15 protein-coding genes and 5 tRNA genes are annotated in these 15,179 nt (G+C 55.0%); 9 read left to right on the top strand and 11 right to left on the bottom strand.

Translation table 11 applies throughout. The annotated features are described in order from the left end of the window. From modB to AC2FAK_RS14995, 3 genes are all read right to left on the bottom strand, one after another. Entirely contained in the window at positions 1-690 is a 690-nt protein-coding gene (gene modB / locus AC2FAK_RS15005; protein WP_013097514.1) for a molybdate ABC transporter permease subunit, read from the bottom strand. Beyond that, positions 687-1,463, bottom strand: a complete 777-nt coding sequence (modA, locus tag AC2FAK_RS15000; protein ID WP_095454619.1) for a molybdate ABC transporter substrate-binding protein — start codon at positions 1,461-1,463, stop codon at positions 687-689. Before modA ends, modB begins: the two co-directional genes overlap by 4 nt. A 178-nt stretch (positions 1,464-1,641) precedes the next feature. After that, positions 1,642-1,791 carry an AcrZ family multidrug efflux pump-associated protein gene (locus AC2FAK_RS14995; RefSeq protein ID WP_013097516.1) on the bottom strand — a complete coding sequence of 50 codons (150 nt, stop codon included), beginning with the start codon at positions 1,789-1,791 and terminating at the stop codon, positions 1,642-1,644. Between the two features lie 129 nt (positions 1,792-1,920). On the opposite strand from AC2FAK_RS14995, the gene modE reads away from it, so the two are divergent. The 7 genes from modE (at position 1,921) to gpmA (ending at position 9,685) form a co-directional block, all read left to right on the top strand. Next, positions 1,921-2,709: a molybdenum-dependent transcriptional regulator gene (modE, locus tag AC2FAK_RS14990; RefSeq protein ID WP_095454620.1), complete on the top strand. Its 789-nt coding sequence runs from the start codon at positions 1,921-1,923 to the stop codon at positions 2,707-2,709. 67 nt (positions 2,710-2,776) lie between these two features. Next, the gene (gene modF, locus AC2FAK_RS14985) at positions 2,777-4,249 is read left to right on the top strand and encodes a molybdate ABC transporter ATP-binding protein ModF (protein WP_095454621.1); all 1,473 of its coding nucleotides are present in this window, start codon (positions 2,777-2,779) and stop codon (positions 4,247-4,249) included. 201 nt (positions 4,250-4,450) lie between these two features. After that, a complete protein-coding gene (gene galE, locus AC2FAK_RS14980) occupies positions 4,451-5,467 on the top strand; it encodes a UDP-glucose 4-epimerase GalE (RefSeq protein WP_095454622.1) in 1,017 nt (338 codons plus the stop codon). Between the two features lie 9 nt (positions 5,468-5,476). Then, positions 5,477-6,523 carry a galactose-1-phosphate uridylyltransferase gene (gene galT / locus AC2FAK_RS14975; RefSeq protein WP_013097520.1) on the top strand — a complete coding sequence of 349 codons (1,047 nt, stop codon included), beginning with the start codon at positions 5,477-5,479 and terminating at the stop codon, positions 6,521-6,523. 3 nt (positions 6,524-6,526) lie between these two features. Next, positions 6,527-7,675, top strand: coding sequence for a galactokinase (galK, locus tag AC2FAK_RS14970; protein ID WP_013097521.1), 1,149 nt, complete (start codon positions 6,527-6,529; stop codon positions 7,673-7,675). After that, the gene (gene galM, locus AC2FAK_RS14965; RefSeq protein WP_013097522.1) at positions 7,669-8,712 is read left to right on the top strand and encodes a galactose-1-epimerase; all 1,044 of its coding nucleotides are present in this window, start codon (positions 7,669-7,671) and stop codon (positions 8,710-8,712) included. Before galK ends, galM begins: the two co-directional genes overlap by 7 nt. A 220-nt stretch (positions 8,713-8,932) precedes the next feature. Continuing rightward, on the top strand, positions 8,933-9,685 hold the full coding sequence (gene gpmA / locus AC2FAK_RS14960) for a 2,3-diphosphoglycerate-dependent phosphoglycerate mutase (RefSeq protein WP_008501111.1): 753 nt from the start codon (positions 8,933-8,935) through the stop codon (positions 9,683-9,685). 61 nt (positions 9,686-9,746) lie between these two features. Here the strand turns inward: gpmA and aroG are convergent, their stop codons facing one another. Next, complete coding sequence (aroG, locus tag AC2FAK_RS14955) at positions 9,747-10,799, bottom strand: 3-deoxy-7-phosphoheptulonate synthase AroG (protein WP_013097523.1); 1,053 nt, start codon at positions 10,797-10,799, stop codon at positions 9,747-9,749. 304 nt (positions 10,800-11,103) lie between these two features. Between aroG and AC2FAK_RS14950 the strand changes: the two genes are divergently transcribed. Continuing rightward, on the top strand, positions 11,104-11,481 hold the full coding sequence (locus AC2FAK_RS14950; RefSeq protein WP_020685076.1) for a YbgS-like family protein: 378 nt from the start codon (positions 11,104-11,106) through the stop codon (positions 11,479-11,481). Between the two features lie 106 nt (positions 11,482-11,587). After that, positions 11,588-12,520 carry a CDF family zinc transporter ZitB gene (gene zitB / locus AC2FAK_RS14945; protein ID WP_094916471.1) on the top strand — a complete coding sequence of 311 codons (933 nt, stop codon included), beginning with the start codon at positions 11,588-11,590 and terminating at the stop codon, positions 12,518-12,520. Here zitB and pnuC read toward each other — a convergent pair. The 7 genes from pnuC to AC2FAK_RS14910 form a co-directional block, all read right to left on the bottom strand. Continuing rightward, positions 12,517-13,236 carry a nicotinamide riboside transporter PnuC gene (pnuC, locus tag AC2FAK_RS14940; RefSeq protein WP_020685075.1) on the bottom strand — a complete coding sequence of 240 codons (720 nt, stop codon included), beginning with the start codon at positions 13,234-13,236 and terminating at the stop codon, positions 12,517-12,519. The two genes, zitB and pnuC, sit on opposite strands and share 4 nt — an antisense overlap. A 22-nt stretch (positions 13,237-13,258) precedes the next feature. After that, on the bottom strand, positions 13,259-14,302 hold the full coding sequence (gene nadA / locus AC2FAK_RS14935) for a quinolinate synthase NadA (protein ID WP_095454623.1): 1,044 nt from the start codon (positions 14,300-14,302) through the stop codon (positions 13,259-13,261). A 191-nt stretch (positions 14,303-14,493) separates the two neighbouring features. Further along, positions 14,494-14,569, bottom strand: a tRNA-Lys gene (locus tag AC2FAK_RS14930). A gap of 22 nt (positions 14,570-14,591) precedes the next feature. Next, positions 14,592-14,667: transfer RNA gene (locus AC2FAK_RS14925), tRNA-Lys, on the bottom strand. Positions 14,668-14,813: 146 nt separating this feature from the next. Further along, a tRNA-Lys gene (locus AC2FAK_RS14920) sits at positions 14,814-14,889 on the bottom strand. A gap of 3 nt (positions 14,890-14,892) precedes the next feature. Continuing rightward, positions 14,893-14,968: transfer RNA gene (locus AC2FAK_RS14915), tRNA-Val, on the bottom strand. Positions 14,969-14,995: 27 nt separating this feature from the next. Further along, positions 14,996-15,071 (bottom strand) — tRNA-Lys (locus AC2FAK_RS14910). Positions 15,072-15,179: the final 108 nt, after the last annotated feature.

Below are 15,179 nucleotides of genomic sequence, written 5' to 3'. Positions count from 1 at the left end.
CTATTTCCCCATCCGCTCGCGGCTGAGTCGCGCCAGCCATTCAGAGACCAGCAGCGATATCAGCGCCAGCACAATTGAGATAACACACAGACGCGCCGCAGCACCTTCGCCACCCGGCGTCTGTATCAGCGTATACATGGCCGAAGGGATCGTCCGCGTTTCACCGGGGATGTTCGAAACAAAGGTAATGGTGGCACCGAATTCACCCAGCGAACGGGCAAAAGCCAGTACCGTACCGACAATAATGCCCGGCAGCGTGAGCGGTAACGTAATGGTGAAAAAGACGCGCCAGCGCCCGGCACCCAGCGTGCGGGCGGCCTGTTCCAGTTTGATATCCACCCCTTCCAGCGCCAGGCGGATAGCCCTCACCATCAGCGGAAATGACATCACCGCCGCGGCCAGCACCGCACCGCGCCAGCTAAAGGCAAAGGTCAGCCCGAACCAGTCGTACAGCCACTGGCCGATAAACCCGCGTCGCCCCATGGACACCAGCAGCAGATACCCCACCACCACGGGTGGCAACACCAGCGGAAGATGGAGAACGCTGTCAAGCAAGGCTTTGCCGGGAAACTTACAGCGCACCAGCAACCAGGCAAAGAAGATCCCAAAGGGCAAACTTAGCGCAACCGCCAGGGAAGAGACTTTCAGGCTCAGCAGTACAGCCTGCCATTCAGGATCGGTCAATATCATTCGTGAGTCGTAAATCCATAACGTTTAAAGATTGCGGACGCTTCCGGCCCCTTCAGGTACGCCTGGAAGGCCGTCACGGTCGCATTTTTATGTCCATCAACAATCGCAACAGGATATTCCACTTTCTTGTGGGCGTCTTCCGGGAACGTGCCAACCACTTTGACCCCCTTGCTGGCAACGGCATCCGAGCCGTAGACAATGCCCAGCGGAGCCTCATGGCGTTCCACCAGCGCCAGCGCACCGCGTACGTCTTCCGCCGGCGCCAGATCTGAAGACAGTGTCTGCCACGCGCCCAGCTTCTGCAGGTCCTCTTTCGCGTAAATCCCAGCCGGTACATGGTCCGGATCGCCCACCGCCAGGCGGCCACCGTTCAGAAGACGCGTCCAGTGAGTCTCTTTGTTGATGGCGATATCACCCTGCGGACTGGCTTTTGGCGCGACCACGACAAGGCTATTCCCCAGCAGCGTTTCGCGGGTTGTCGTATCCACGGCTTTCTTCTCAACCACGTAATCCATCCATTTCTGATCGGCAGAGATGAACAGATCGGCCGGCGCCCCCGCTTCTATCTGGCGCGCCAGTGTAGAAGAGGACGCAAAAGAGGAGACGACGTCGACGTTCTTCTCTTTTTTATACGCAGCAGCAATATCCTGCATCGCATTCGTCAGCGACGCCGCCGCAAAAACCGTAATTTTACCTTCGTCGGCCAGCGCGTGTCCGGTCAGCGAAAGTGCCAGCGTTGCCCCTGCGAAAAAGCGTAACCCTGTACGTGCCATCTGTAGCTCCTGTGAGTTTCGTTATATACGCAATAATATAACGACAACGCCGGAGATATCCCAGCGTTAAATCGTACCGATCAAGAGGTACAATTACCGGATGCTTTAAATCATATCGGCGATGACGAAAAATACTTGAGAGCAAAACGCCCGGGCAAGCCGGGCGTTTTGTGGGGAATCAGTGCTGCTTTTTAGCGCGGTCTCTGTGACCAATGTTCGAAAAGACGTTGAACACTTCACCCAGGCCGTAGATGGCACCGAGGATGATGGCCATCACTACTGGTACCATGATCACGGCGAATACCAGACTTTTCAACAACTCTAACATGGTTTTCTCCAGATATTGTGGACGGCTTATTCTACCCTGAAAAGTAAGAAAAACATCCCCTTTTGTGCGGTCCCCTTTGCGCCCTGTGCCATTTGGTTCACAATAGCCCTTTTGTCAGGACACTCCGTTATGCAGGCTGAAATTCTCCTTACCCTACGACTTCAGCAGAAGCTTTTCGCCGATCCGCGACGTATCGCCCTGCTTAAACAAATAGAACAAACGGGTTCAATAAGCCAGGGGGCAAAAAACGCGGGCATTAGTTATAAAAGCGCCTGGGATGCGATCAACGACATGAATACCCTGAGCGAGCAGATGCTGGTTGAGCGAGCCACGGGCGGCAAAGGGGGCGGTGGCGCCGTGCTGACCCGCTACGGCCAGCGTCTGATTCAGCTTTATGACCTGCTGGCCCAGATCCAGCAGAAAGCGTTCGATGTGCTAAGTGACGATGATAACCTCCCGCTGGACAGCCTGTTAGCCGCCATTTCTCGCTTCTCACTCCAGACCAGCGCCCGCAACCAGTGGTTTGGCACGGTCACCGCGCGCGATAACGGGCAGGTCCAGCAACATATCGAGATCCTGCTTGCCGACGGCACCACCCGCCTGAAAGCCGCGATTACCGCCCAAAGCGGAGAGCGCCTGGGGCTGGATGAAGGCAAGGAGGTGCTGGTGTTGCTGAAAGCGCCGTGGGTCGCAGTGACGCGCGATGCCGAACGCGCCAAAGCGGCAGACAACCAGTTGCAGGGCACCATCCAGCACATTGAACGTGGTGAAACGCAGTGTGAGGTCCTGATGACCCTGCCGGACAGCCAGGTGCTGTGCGCGACGGTTGCCCTGAGCGAGGCGCACGAATTAGAAGAAGGTGCTGTGGTTACCGCATATTTCAACGCAGACCGGGTGATTATCGCCACATTGTGCTAAGCGGATTGACAAGCGTGCCGACAGTGAGTATCCCTGACAGCTGACGCTGCAAAAAATGGGATAAATCATGTCATCATTGCATATTTCGCAAGGTACGTTTCGTCTTAGCGATACCCGAACGCTGACGCTTGCTGATTTAACATTACGCGCGGGTGAGAGCTGGGCATTTGTGGGCACCAACGGGAGCGGCAAGTCCGCGCTGGCCCGGGCGCTGGCCGGAGAGCTCACCCTGCTTAAAGGCGAACGCCAGAGCCATTTTACACGTACGACGCGCCTGTCGTTTGAACAGCTGCAGAAGCTGGTGAGCGATGAATGGCAGCGTAACAACACGGACCTCCTCAGCCCGGGCGAAGAAGACACGGGCCGCACAACGGCAGAAATTATTCAGGATGAAGTCAACAATCCTGCCCGTTGTCAGCAGCTGGCGGAGCAGTTTGGTATCACCGCCCTTCTCAACCGCCGCTTCAAATACCTTTCTACCGGCGAGACGCGTAAAACGCTGCTCTGCCAGGCGCTGATGAGCGAACCTGAGCTGTTAATCCTGGATGAGCCGTTCGACGGTCTGGACGTGCAGTCCCGCGCCCAGCTGGCAGACCTGCTGGCCTCGCTTAACCAGCAGGGCTACACCCTTGTGCTGGTGCTTAACCGTTTTGATGAAATCCCGGATTTTGTGCAGAACGCCGGGGTGCTGGCGGACTGCAGCCTTACCGAAACCGGCGAAAAATCGGTACTGCTGAAGCAGGCGTTGATTGCCCAACTGGCGCACAGCGAAAAGCTCGACGGCATTACCCTGCCCGAACCCGACGCCCCTTCGGTACGTCTCGCTTTAGATCCTAATCAGCCGCGGATTGTGCTGCGTAACGGGGTGGTCTCTTATGACGATCGTCCGATCCTGAATCATCTCAGCTGGACGGTTAATCCGGGCGAACACTGGCAGATTGTCGGCCCCAACGGCGCGGGGAAATCGACGCTGCTGAGTCTGATCACCGGCGATCACCCTCAGGGCTACAGCAACGATTTGACCCTGTTTGGCCGCCGTCGCGGAAGCGGTGAAACCATCTGGGATATCAAAAAGCATATCGGCTATGTAAGCAGCAGCCTGCATCTGGATTACCGGGTCAGCACCACCGTACGCAATGTGATCCTCTCCGGGTACTTTGATTCCATCGGTATTTATCAGGCGGTATCGGACAAACAGCACAAGCTGGCCCAGCAGTGGCTGGATATTCTGGGGATGGACAACCGGGTCGCTGACGCGCCGTTTCACAGTCTGTCCTGGGGGCAGCAGCGTCTGGCATTAATCGTCCGGGCGCTGGTGAAACACCCGACGCTGCTGATCCTCGATGAGCCGCTTCAGGGGCTGGATCCGCTGAACCGCCAGTTGATCCGCCGCTTTGTGGATGTGCTGATTGGCGAAGGTGAAACCCAGTTACTGTTTGTCTCACATCATGCTGAAGACGCACCGGCCTGCATCACGCACCGTCTGGAGTTTATCCCGGATGGTGAGCACTATCGTTACCTGCTGAGCAAAATCGATTAACTTGCGGAGGGCGCCGCCCTCCGCTTTTCAGATAACCTGCAGTGATACTTCTTTATCTCTTTGATCTACAATGCGACTGGATCAAAAAAAAGCGGGTTTGAAAAACAGTGTAAACGATTCCACTAATTTATCCCATGTCACACTTTTCACGTCTCTGTTATGCTATGGTTATTACATACCATAAGCCTAATGGAGCGAAATATGCGAGTTCTGGTAACAGGTGGTAGCGGTTACATAGGAAGTCATACCTGTGTGCAACTGCTGCAAAACGGTCATGATGTCATCATCCTCGACAACCTGTGCAATAGTAAGCGCAGCGTGCTGCCTGTGATTGAACGTCTTGGCGGAAAACAACCGACGTTTGTCGAAGGTGACATCCGCAATGAAGCGTTGATGACCGAGATCCTCCACGACCATGCTATTGAAACGGTGATCCACTTCGCGGGCCTGAAAGCGGTCGGTGAGTCGGTCGCGAAGCCGCTTGAGTATTACGACAATAACGTCAACGGTACCCTGCGTCTCATCTCCGCCATGCGCGCGGCGAACGTCAAAAACTTCATCTTTAGCTCATCCGCCACCGTCTACGGCGACCAGCCGAAAATCCCTTACGTCGAGAGTTTCCCCACCGGGACACCGCAAAGCCCGTACGGCAAAAGCAAACTGATGGTGGAGCAGATCCTGACCGACCTGCAAAAAGCACAGCCGGAGTGGAGCATCGCCCTGCTGCGCTACTTCAACCCGGTCGGTGCCCATCCGTCAGGCGATATGGGTGAAGATCCGCAGGGCATTCCAAATAACCTGATGCCGTATATCGCCCAGGTGGCGGTGGGTCGCCGCGATTCCCTGGCGGTGTTCGGCAATGACTACCCGACTGCAGATGGCACCGGCGTGCGTGATTACATCCACGTTATGGATCTGGCCGACGGCCACGTGGCGGCAATGCAGCAGCTGGCCGACAAGCCGGGCGTGCATATTTACAACCTCGGCGCCGGTATTGGCAGCAGCGTGCTGGATGTGGTTAACGCCTTCAGCAAAGCCTGCTGTAAGCCGGTCAACTATCACTTCGCCCCCCGCCGCGAAGGAGACCTCCCGGCATACTGGGCTGATGCAACCAAAGCCGATAAAGAGCTTAACTGGCGTGTTACCCGCACGCTGGATGAAATGGCACAGGATACCTGGCACTGGCAGTCTCGCCACCCACAAGGTTATCCGGACTAAGGATCCGTCATGACTTCATTCAATCCCGTCGATCATCCGCATCGTCGTTTTAACCCGCTTAGCGGGCAATGGATTTTGGTGTCTCCGCATCGCGCCAAGCGCCCCTGGCAGGGGGCGCAAGAGACGCCTGCAAAACAGACGCTGCCACAGCACGACCCGGACTGCTTCCTGTGTCCGGGCAACACCCGCGTAACGGGAGATAAAAACCCGGACTACAAAGGCACCTTCGTTTTCACCAACGATTTTGCCGCGCTCATGACCGACACGCCGGACGCGCCGCAGAGCGATGATCCGCTGATGCGTTGTGAAAGCGCCCGGGGAACCAGCCGCGTGATCTGCTTCTCGCCCGATCACAGCAAAACGCTACCGGAGCTTAGCGTTGATGCGCTGAAAGAGGTGGTGAGCACCTGGCAGGCACAAACTGCGGAGCTGGGCCAGACTTATCCGTGGGTGCAGGTATTCGAAAATAAAGGCGCCGCGATGGGCTGCTCTAACCCGCATCCACACGGGCAGATCTGGGCGAACAGTTTCCTGCCCAACGAAGCCGAACGAGAAGATCGCCTGCAAAAAGCCTATTACGCGGAAAACGGCTCCCCGATGCTGGTGGACTACACCCGGCGTGAACTGGCCGACGGTAGCCGTACTGTGGTCGAAACGGAACACTGGCTGGCCGTTGTGCCGTACTGGGCGGCGTGGCCCTTTGAAACGCTGCTGCTGCCTAAAGCACATGTTCAGCGCATTACGGATCTCAGCGACGCACAGCGTGACGATCTTGCGCTGGCGCTGAAAAAGCTGACCAGCCGTTACGACAATCTGTTCCAGTGCTCCTTCCCGTACTCAATGGGCTGGCACGGCGCACCGTTTAACGGCGAAGAGAATCAACACTGGCAGTTGCATGCCCATTTCTATCCGCCGCTGCTGCGTTCTGCGACGGTGCGTAAATTTATGGTGGGCTATGAAATGCTGGCGGAAACCCAGCGTGACCTGACGGCAGAACAGGCCGCAGAACGCCTGCGTGCCGTTAGCGATGTCCATTATCGCGAATCAGGAGTCTAATAAATGAGTCTGAAAGATAAAACACAATCCCTGTTTGCTGAAAAATTTGGCTACCCTGCCACCCACGTTATCCAGGCACCTGGCCGCGTAAACCTGATTGGTGAACACACCGACTACAACGACGGTTTTGTTCTGCCCTGTGCCATTGATTACCAGACGGTGATCGCCTGCGCAAAGCGCGATGACCACAAAGTGCGCGTGATTGCGGCGGATTACGGTAATGAGATGGACGAGTTTTCCCTCGATGCCCCGATTGTTATCCACGACAGCCAGCAGTGGTCCAACTATGTGCGCGGCGTGGTGAAACATCTGCAAAAGCGTAACAAGAATTTTGGCGGTGCGGATCTCGTCATCAGCGGCAACGTGCCACAAGGGGCTGGTTTAAGCTCGTCGGCATCCCTGGAAGTGGCGGTGGGAACCGTCTTCCAGCAGCTGTACCATCTGCCGCTGGACGGGGCGCAAATCGCACTGAACGGCCAGGAAGCGGAGAATCAGTTTGTGGGCTGCAACTGCGGCATCATGGACCAGCTTATCTCCGCGCTGGGCAAAAAAGAGCATGCGTTACTGATTGACTGCCGAACGCTTGGAACCAAAGCCGTTCCCCTGCCAAAGGGTGCCGCGGTCGTGATTATCAACAGCAACTTTAAACGTACGCTGGTGGGCAGCGAGTACAACACCCGCCGCGAGCAGTGCGAAACCGGCGCACGCTTCTTCCAGCAGCCGGCCCTGCGCGACGTGACGCTTGATGAATTCAACAAAGTGGCGCACGAGCTGGATCCAGTAGTGGCAAAACGCGTTCGTCATGTGCTGACCGAAAACGCCCGAACCGTTGAAGCCGCTTCCGCGCTGGCCAAAGGAGATCTGAAACGTATGGGGGAACTGATGGCAGAGTCCCACGCCTCCATGCGCGATGACTTCGAAATCACCGTTCCGCAAATCGACACCCTGGTGGAGATTGTCAAAGCGGTCATCGGCGATAAAGGCGGTGTACGCATGACGGGCGGTGGTTTTGGTGGCTGCATCGTCGCTCTGGTGCCGGAAGATCTCGTCCCGGCCGTCCAGTCAGCGGTGGAGAAACAGTACGAAGCCAAAACGGGCATTAAAGAAACGTTCTATGTTTGTAAAGCATCACAAGGAGCCGGACAGTGCTAAACGAAACGCCAACCCTCGCACCGGATGGTCTGCCGTATCGCCTGTTAACCCTGCGCAACAGCGCGGGGATGGTTGTTACGCTCATGGACTGGGGTGCCACCCTACTTTCCGCCCGCGTACCAATGCCAGACGGCAGCGTGCGCGAAACCCTTCTCGGCTGCGCCTCGCCTGAGCAGTATATCAACCAGGCCGCCTATCTTGGCGCGTCCGTCGGGCGCTATGCGAACCGCATTGCGAAAAGCCGTTTTGAGCTCGACGGTGTTCGCTACACGTTGCTGCCAAGCCAGGGTGAGAACCAGCTGCATGGTGGACCGGAAGGATTTGACAAACGCCGCTGGAAAATTGTCCAGCAAAACGACCGGGAAGTGCTGTTTTCACTTGACTCGCTGGATGGCGACCAGGGATTCCCGGGTAACCTTACCGCGTTTGCACGCTTTACGCTGACCGACGACAACCGTATCGCCATTGAATACCGTGCGACGGTCGATAAGCCGTGTCCGGTCAACCTGACCAACCACGCCTACTTCAATCTGGACGGTAACCAGTGCGATGTGCGTAACCATAAGCTGCAGATCCTTGCGGATGCCTATTTGCCGGTGGACGAGATGGGCATTCCGTATCAGGGGCTGAAGCCCGTGGAAGGTACCAGCTTTGACTTCCGCAACGCAAAATCCATCGCCCAGGATTTTCTGAGCGATGACGATCAGCGCAAGGTGAAAGGTTACGACCATGCGTTCCTGCTGCAGGCACAAGGCGATGTGAAACAGCCTGCTGCACAGGTCTGGTCTGCGGATGAAAAACTGCAGATGACGGTCTACACCAGCGCCCCTGCCCTGCAATTCTACTCCGGTAACTATCTTGGCGGGACAACCGCACGTGAGCACGGCGAGTACAGCGACTGGCAAGGTCTGGCGCTGGAGAGCGAGTTCCTGCCGGACAGCCCGAACCATCCCGAATGGCCACAGCCGGACTGTGTGCTGCGCCCGGGTGAAGAGTACGTCAGTGTCACCGAGTATCATTTTACTCCGCACGCTTAACCTCCGGCCGCAACATCGTCAGCCCTCCCCTGGAGGGCTTTTTTCTGCACGCCTTGCTGAAAATAGCGCCAATCGCAGACAAAATCATAACCCTGGATTCACAAGCACCTTACACTCAGAGACTATTTTCGCTATGGTTAGGGTTAAGCGTTGCTGCTGGCACGGCCACGGCAATATAATGAGAATTGTTATCATTCTAAAAATGCTTGAGGAGTAAGAGATGGCTATTACTAAGCTGGTTCTGGTGCGCCACGGCGAAAGCCAGTGGAACAACGAAAACCGCTTCACCGGTTGGTACGACGTTGATCTGTCAGAGAAAGGCGTAAGCGAAGCAAAAGCAGCAGGTAAACTGCTGAAAGAAGAAGGCTTCAGCTTTGATTTTGCTTACACCTCTGTGCTGAAACGTGCCATCCACACCCTGTGGAACGTGCTGGACGAGCTGGATCAGGCCTGGCTGCCGGTTGAGAAATCCTGGAAACTGAACGAGCGTCACTACGGTGCGCTGCAGGGTCTGAACAAAGCCGAAACCGCTGAGAAGTACGGTGACGAGCAGGTTAAACAGTGGCGTCGCGGCTTCGCGGTAACCCCACCAGAGCTGACCAAAGATGACGAGCGCTATCCGGGCCACGACCCGCGTTACGCGAAACTGACCGACGCTGAGCTGCCAACCACCGAGAGCCTGGCGCTGACCATTGACCGCGTTGTTCCTTACTGGAACGAAACCATTCTGCCACGCCTGAAAAGCGGTGAGCGCGTGATCATCGCCGCTCACGGTAACTCCCTGCGCGCGCTGGTGAAATACCTGGACAACATGGGTGAAGACGAGATCCTCGAACTGAACATCCCGACTGGCGTACCGCTGGTGTATGAGTTCGACGAAAACTTCAAGCCAATCAAACACTACTATCTGGGTAACGCGGATGAGATCGCAGCGAAAGCCGCGGCTGTTGCGAACCAGGGTAAAGCGAAGTAATTTTCGCCGGACATAAAAAAAGCGCGGAGCCTTCCGCGCTTTTTTATTTGTGCCGGAGGAATCAACCGCGACGGGCTTTTACCGCATTCGCCAGCTGACGCAGGATGGCGTCGGTATCTTCCCAGCCAATGCAGGCATCCGTCACGCTCTTGCCATAGACCAGCGGCTCGCTGCCTTCGAGGTTCTGGTTACCCTCAACCAGATGGCTTTCAATCATCACCCCTATCACCGCTTTCTCGCCGCCAGCAATCTGCTGACAAACATCTGCGCCGACTTCCATCTGCTTTTTAAACTGCTTGCTGGAGTTGGCGTGGCTGAAGTCGATCATCACCTGAGGCGGCAGCCCCGCTTTTTCCAGCCCGACCTTCACCTCTGCGACATGTTTTGCGCTGTAGTTAGGCTCTTTACCGCCGCGTAGAATGATATGGCAGTCACCGTTACCGCTGGTGTTAACAATGGCAGAGTGACCCCATTTGGTCACGGACAGGAAGCAGTGTGGTGCCCCTGCCGCATTGATGGCGTCAATAGCGACTTTGATGGTGCCATCGGTACCGTTTTTAAAACCCACCGGGCAAGAGAGGCCGGACGCCAGTTCACGGTGAACCTGAGATTCAGTGGTACGCGCGCCAATGGCGCCCCAGCTCATCAGGTCTGCCAGATATTGTGGCGTAATCATATCCAGGAACTCACCGGCGGCTGGCAGGCCACTGTCGTTAATCTCCAGCAAAAGCTTGCGCGCAATACGCAGGCCGTCGTTAATCTGGAAGCTGTTGTCCATATGCGGATCGTTAATCAGCCCTTTCCAGCCAACGGTGGTGCGCGGCTTTTCAAAGTACACGCGCATCACAATTTCCAGCTCATCTTTAAGCTCTTCGCGCAGCTTAAGCAGTCTCGCGGCATACTCTTTTGCCGCAGCAGGATCGTGGATTGAGCACGGGCCAATCACCACCAGAAGACGATCGTCATTACCTTTCAGGATCTTGTGGATCGCTTTACGAGCATGAGAAACCGTGTTTGCGGCATTTTCAGTGGCGGGGAATTTCTCAAGGAGTGCTACAGGAGGTAATAACTCATTGATCTCTTTAATGCGTAAATCGTCGTTCTGATAATTCATCTTCTTTCCAGCTCTGCCATATCTTTTGTAATGAAAGCAATCCTTTCAATCTATCTTGTCGACCAGGAAGTGTAAACACGGTTTTACACTTCACGCAGATAATTCCTGGAATTCGCCTAAAAATCGCCACAAAATAGCGAAAAACGAGATCTAACCTAAGCTTTTTAACTGTAACAACCATTTTTGCTTTATTAAACGCGATTCCCTACTGACGTAAGTCCGTCTGGCGGGATCTTTCGCCTCTGAAAAAGATGCACTGTTGGAGAATGTTATCCAGCGTAACGACAAGAACAGGAGCACCATGATGAAAATGACGAAACTGGCAACTCTCTTCCTGACGGCAACCCTCACCCTGGCAAGCGGCAGCGTTCTTGCGGCTGAAACGAGCTCATCGGGTAACGGCGATGCTAACGCGGCTGCGTCAGCAGGCCAGGTGGCCCCTGATGCCAAACAGAATGTCGCCCCGAACAATGTCGATAACAGCCAAATTAATAACGGGAACACGAACACCGGTGGCACGATGCTGCACCCTGATGGTACCGACTCCGGTACCATGAATCATGACAATATGAGCAAGGATGAGGTTCACAAAAACACAATGTGTAAAGACGGCCGTTGCCCGGACGCGAATGACAAAGTGGGCGATGATGCCAATACCAAAACGGATGGTACAACCCAGTAACCGGTTAGGGATTTAACTGCGAAAGGAGAGCTCAGGCTCTCCTTTCTTTTTGAGTAACTTATTAAAAACGCTACACTAATAACAATAACGAATCAGGAAAGATAACATGGCTCACACACATTCCCACGCCTTGGGCGACGACAACGCTAAACGCCTGCTGCTGGCCTTCGGCGTTACCGCCACCTTCATGATTATTGAGGTCATCGGTGGTTTGATCTCCGGCTCCCTGGCGCTGCTGGCTGACGCCGGACATATGCTTACCGATGCAGCAGCGCTGCTTTTTGCCCTCCTGGCCGTACAGTTTGCCCGTCGTCCTCCTAATGCACGCCATACATTCGGCTGGCTGAGGCTGACGACGCTTGCCGCGTTTGTTAATGCGATTGCGCTGGTGGTCATTACCCTTCTTATCGTCTGGGAGGCCATTCAGCGCTTCAGACACCCTCAGCCGGTCGCCGGGATGACAATGATGGCGATCGCCGTGGCGGGGCTGCTTGCCAATCTTCTGGCCTTCTGGATTTTGCATCGCGGCAGTGGCGAAAAGAACCTTAACGTACGCGCCGCGGCTCTGCATGTGATGGGAGATTTACTGGGCTCGGTGGGAGCCATAGTTGCCGCACTGGTGATCCTCTACACCGGCTGGACGCCTGTCGACCCTATTCTTTCTGTACTGGTCTCGTGTCTGGTGTTACGCAGCGCCTGGCGGCTATTGAAGGAGAGCGTCAATGAGTTGCTGGAGGGGGCGCCCGCCTCTGTGGATATCGCCGAGTTAAAGCGTAATCTGCACCGTTCAGTTCCTGAGGTACGTAACGTCCACCACGTGCACGTCTGGCTGGTGGGCGAGAAACCGGTTATGACGTTGCACGTCCAGGTGATCCCGCCGCACGACCACGATGCGCTGCTCGAACGCATCCAGCACTTTCTTGAACATCACTATGAAATTGGTCACGCGACCATCCAGATGGAGTACCAGCCCTGTAACGGGCCGGATTGCCACCTGAATGAGGCGCAGTCCGACCATTCACATCATCATCACCATTAACTGGAGAGCGCGTGCGAGCCTCGCTCACGCGCGCTGTTAATCCACATCCGGCTTCCGTTCAGGGCAATGAAGGTCAACAGCAGATATTCCAGAGACATCGCATAGACGCCCTGCAGGGCGAAAATCACCACGCTGATGACATTGATGATGACCCACAGCAGCCAGTTCTCAACGTATTTACGGGTCATCAGGATCATCGCCGCAATGGACAGCACCATCATGCAGGAATCCCAGAACGGGAAAGCATCCGGCTGAAGCACTGGCATTGTCACCTGTAACCCGATGCCGGACATGGCCGCCACAGCAATGCGGGTCAGGAAAGCAAATACCGGGTTGATGTAGACCGTCATTAAACCAATGGCGACCACACACGCGACAAACCAGGCGATGGCTTTCGGCAAGGGTAACCAGCGGATCTGCAGCTCGGCCTCCTGCTGGCTGTTCTGCCGAGACCACGCGTACCACCCGTAGATATTGGCCGCAAAAAAGAACAGCTGCAAAAGCAAGCTTGCGTAGAGCTGGATCTGGAAGAAGATAATCGCAAAAAGCGTAACGTTAATGAGCCCGAACGCGTAATTACTGATCTTCTCCAGGCTTGCGAGCCAGATACAGAGTAATCCCGCCAGCGTGCCAACCGCTTCAATCCATGACAGGTCATAGCCACCTGCACCAATCGGTATATGAACCAGAATGTTTTGTGTGCTAAAAAAATCCATCTTTTCCCCGGGACGTAGTGAATTAAGTACGTAGTGTAGCCGCAAAATCCAGCATGCGGTTAAGTGGAACTAACGCGCCTTCACGCAGAGCGGCATCCACATGGATCTCATGCGCCGCACCGCCGGTTTCTAACCCTTCGGCAATCGCTTTCAGGCCGTTCATCGCCATCCACGGACAGTGCGCACAGCTGCGGCACGTGGCTCCCTCGCCTGCGGTTGGCGCTTCGAGGAGCTCTTTCTCCGGCACGGCCTGCTGCATCTTGTAGAAGATACCGCGATCGGTCGCCACGATAAGCTGCTTATGCGGCAACGTTCTGGCAGCATTAATAAGCTGGCTGGTTGAACCCACGGCATCGGCCATATCGACAATCGACTGCGGTGATTCAGGATGAACAAGAATAGCGGCATCAGGGTTAAGCGCCTTCATGCGGGACAGTGCCTGCGTCTTGAACTCGTCATGAACGATGCAGGCGCCCTGCCAGCAGAGCACGTCTGCCCCGGTCTGCTTCTGGACGTAGTTTCCAAGGTGGCGGTCAGGTGCCCAGATAATTTTCTCACCCAGGCTGTCCAGGTGCTCAATCAGTTCAACGGCGATGCTCGACGTAACAACCCAGTCTGCGCGCGCTTTCACTGCTGCCGACGTATTAGCGTACACCACCACGGTCCGGTCAGGATGGGCATCGCAGAAGGCCGAGAATTCGTCAATCGGACAGCCGAGATCCAGTGAACACTCCGCGTTCAGCGTTGGCATCAGGATGGTTTTTTCAGGGCTAAGGATTTTTGCCGTTTCCCCCATAAAACGCACCCCCGCAACCAGTAGCGTGGAAGCAGGATGTTTTGCACCAAAGCGCGCCATCTCCAGAGAGTCAGAAATACAGCCTCCGGTCTCTTCCGCCAGCTGCTGGATTTCCGGGTCGGTGTAGTAATGTGCCACCATCACGGCATCTCGCTCTTTGAGAAGACACTTGATTTTCTCACGGTAGAACTGCTTTTCATCCATGCTCAGCGGAACAGGCTTCGGCGGGAAGGGATAGATTGCGGCTTCAGGATCAAACATCACGCTCATTATGGCTTCTCGTTTTACTGGCTTAACAATATTGCCTTTCTTTTGCCTGACATAGCAAAACGCAGGGCAATTGTGTTTTGTATACTAAACAAGATAGCGAATCTGGAGTAAAAAGTCACCGGGAATAGATGTGCGGAGCATTTGTTGTATCGCAGATAGCAAAAAAGCGCCTTTAGGGCGCTTTTTAACATTGGTGGGTCGTGCAGGATTCGAACCTGCGACCAATTGATTAAAAGTCAACTGCTCTACCAACTGAGCTAACGACCCCTTGCGGGATTTTTCTTCGAAGTGGTGGGTCGTGCAGGATTCGAACCTGCGACCAATTGATTAAAAGTCAACTGCTCTACCAACTGAGCTAACGACCCATTCGGGTGCTGACTTCGAAGATTTTACTCGGTTCCACGTTTGAAGTGGTGGGTCGTGCAGGATGACTCGGCTTCGCCTCGCCCTTCGGGCCGTTGCTAAAGCAACGTTATCCTTCACGTTTAATATCTGAGTAAGACATTAAAATTGGTGGGTCGTGCAGGATTCGAACCTGCGACCAATTGATTAAAAGTCAACTGCTCTACCAACTGAGCTAACGACCCGAGTGGTGGGTGATGACGGGCTCGAACCGCCGACCCCCTCCGTGTAAAGGAGATGCTCTACCAACTGAGCTAATCACCCACTCTGTACTGCCGGAACTGCTTTAAGTGGTGGGTCGTGCAGGATTCGAACCTGCGACCAATTGATTAAAAGTCAACTGCTCTACCAACTGAGCTAACGACCCACTTTTACGCTGCTTTCACGTTGTTTGATATCCCGTGGCAACGGCGGCATATATTACTGATTTAAGAATTCTGCGCAACAAAAATTTCGATGAAGATCACTTAACTGC

The organism is Enterobacter cloacae complex sp. 394F7 (assembly GCF_057320385.1).
This window is presented reverse-complemented; position numbering and strand designations above follow the sequence as displayed.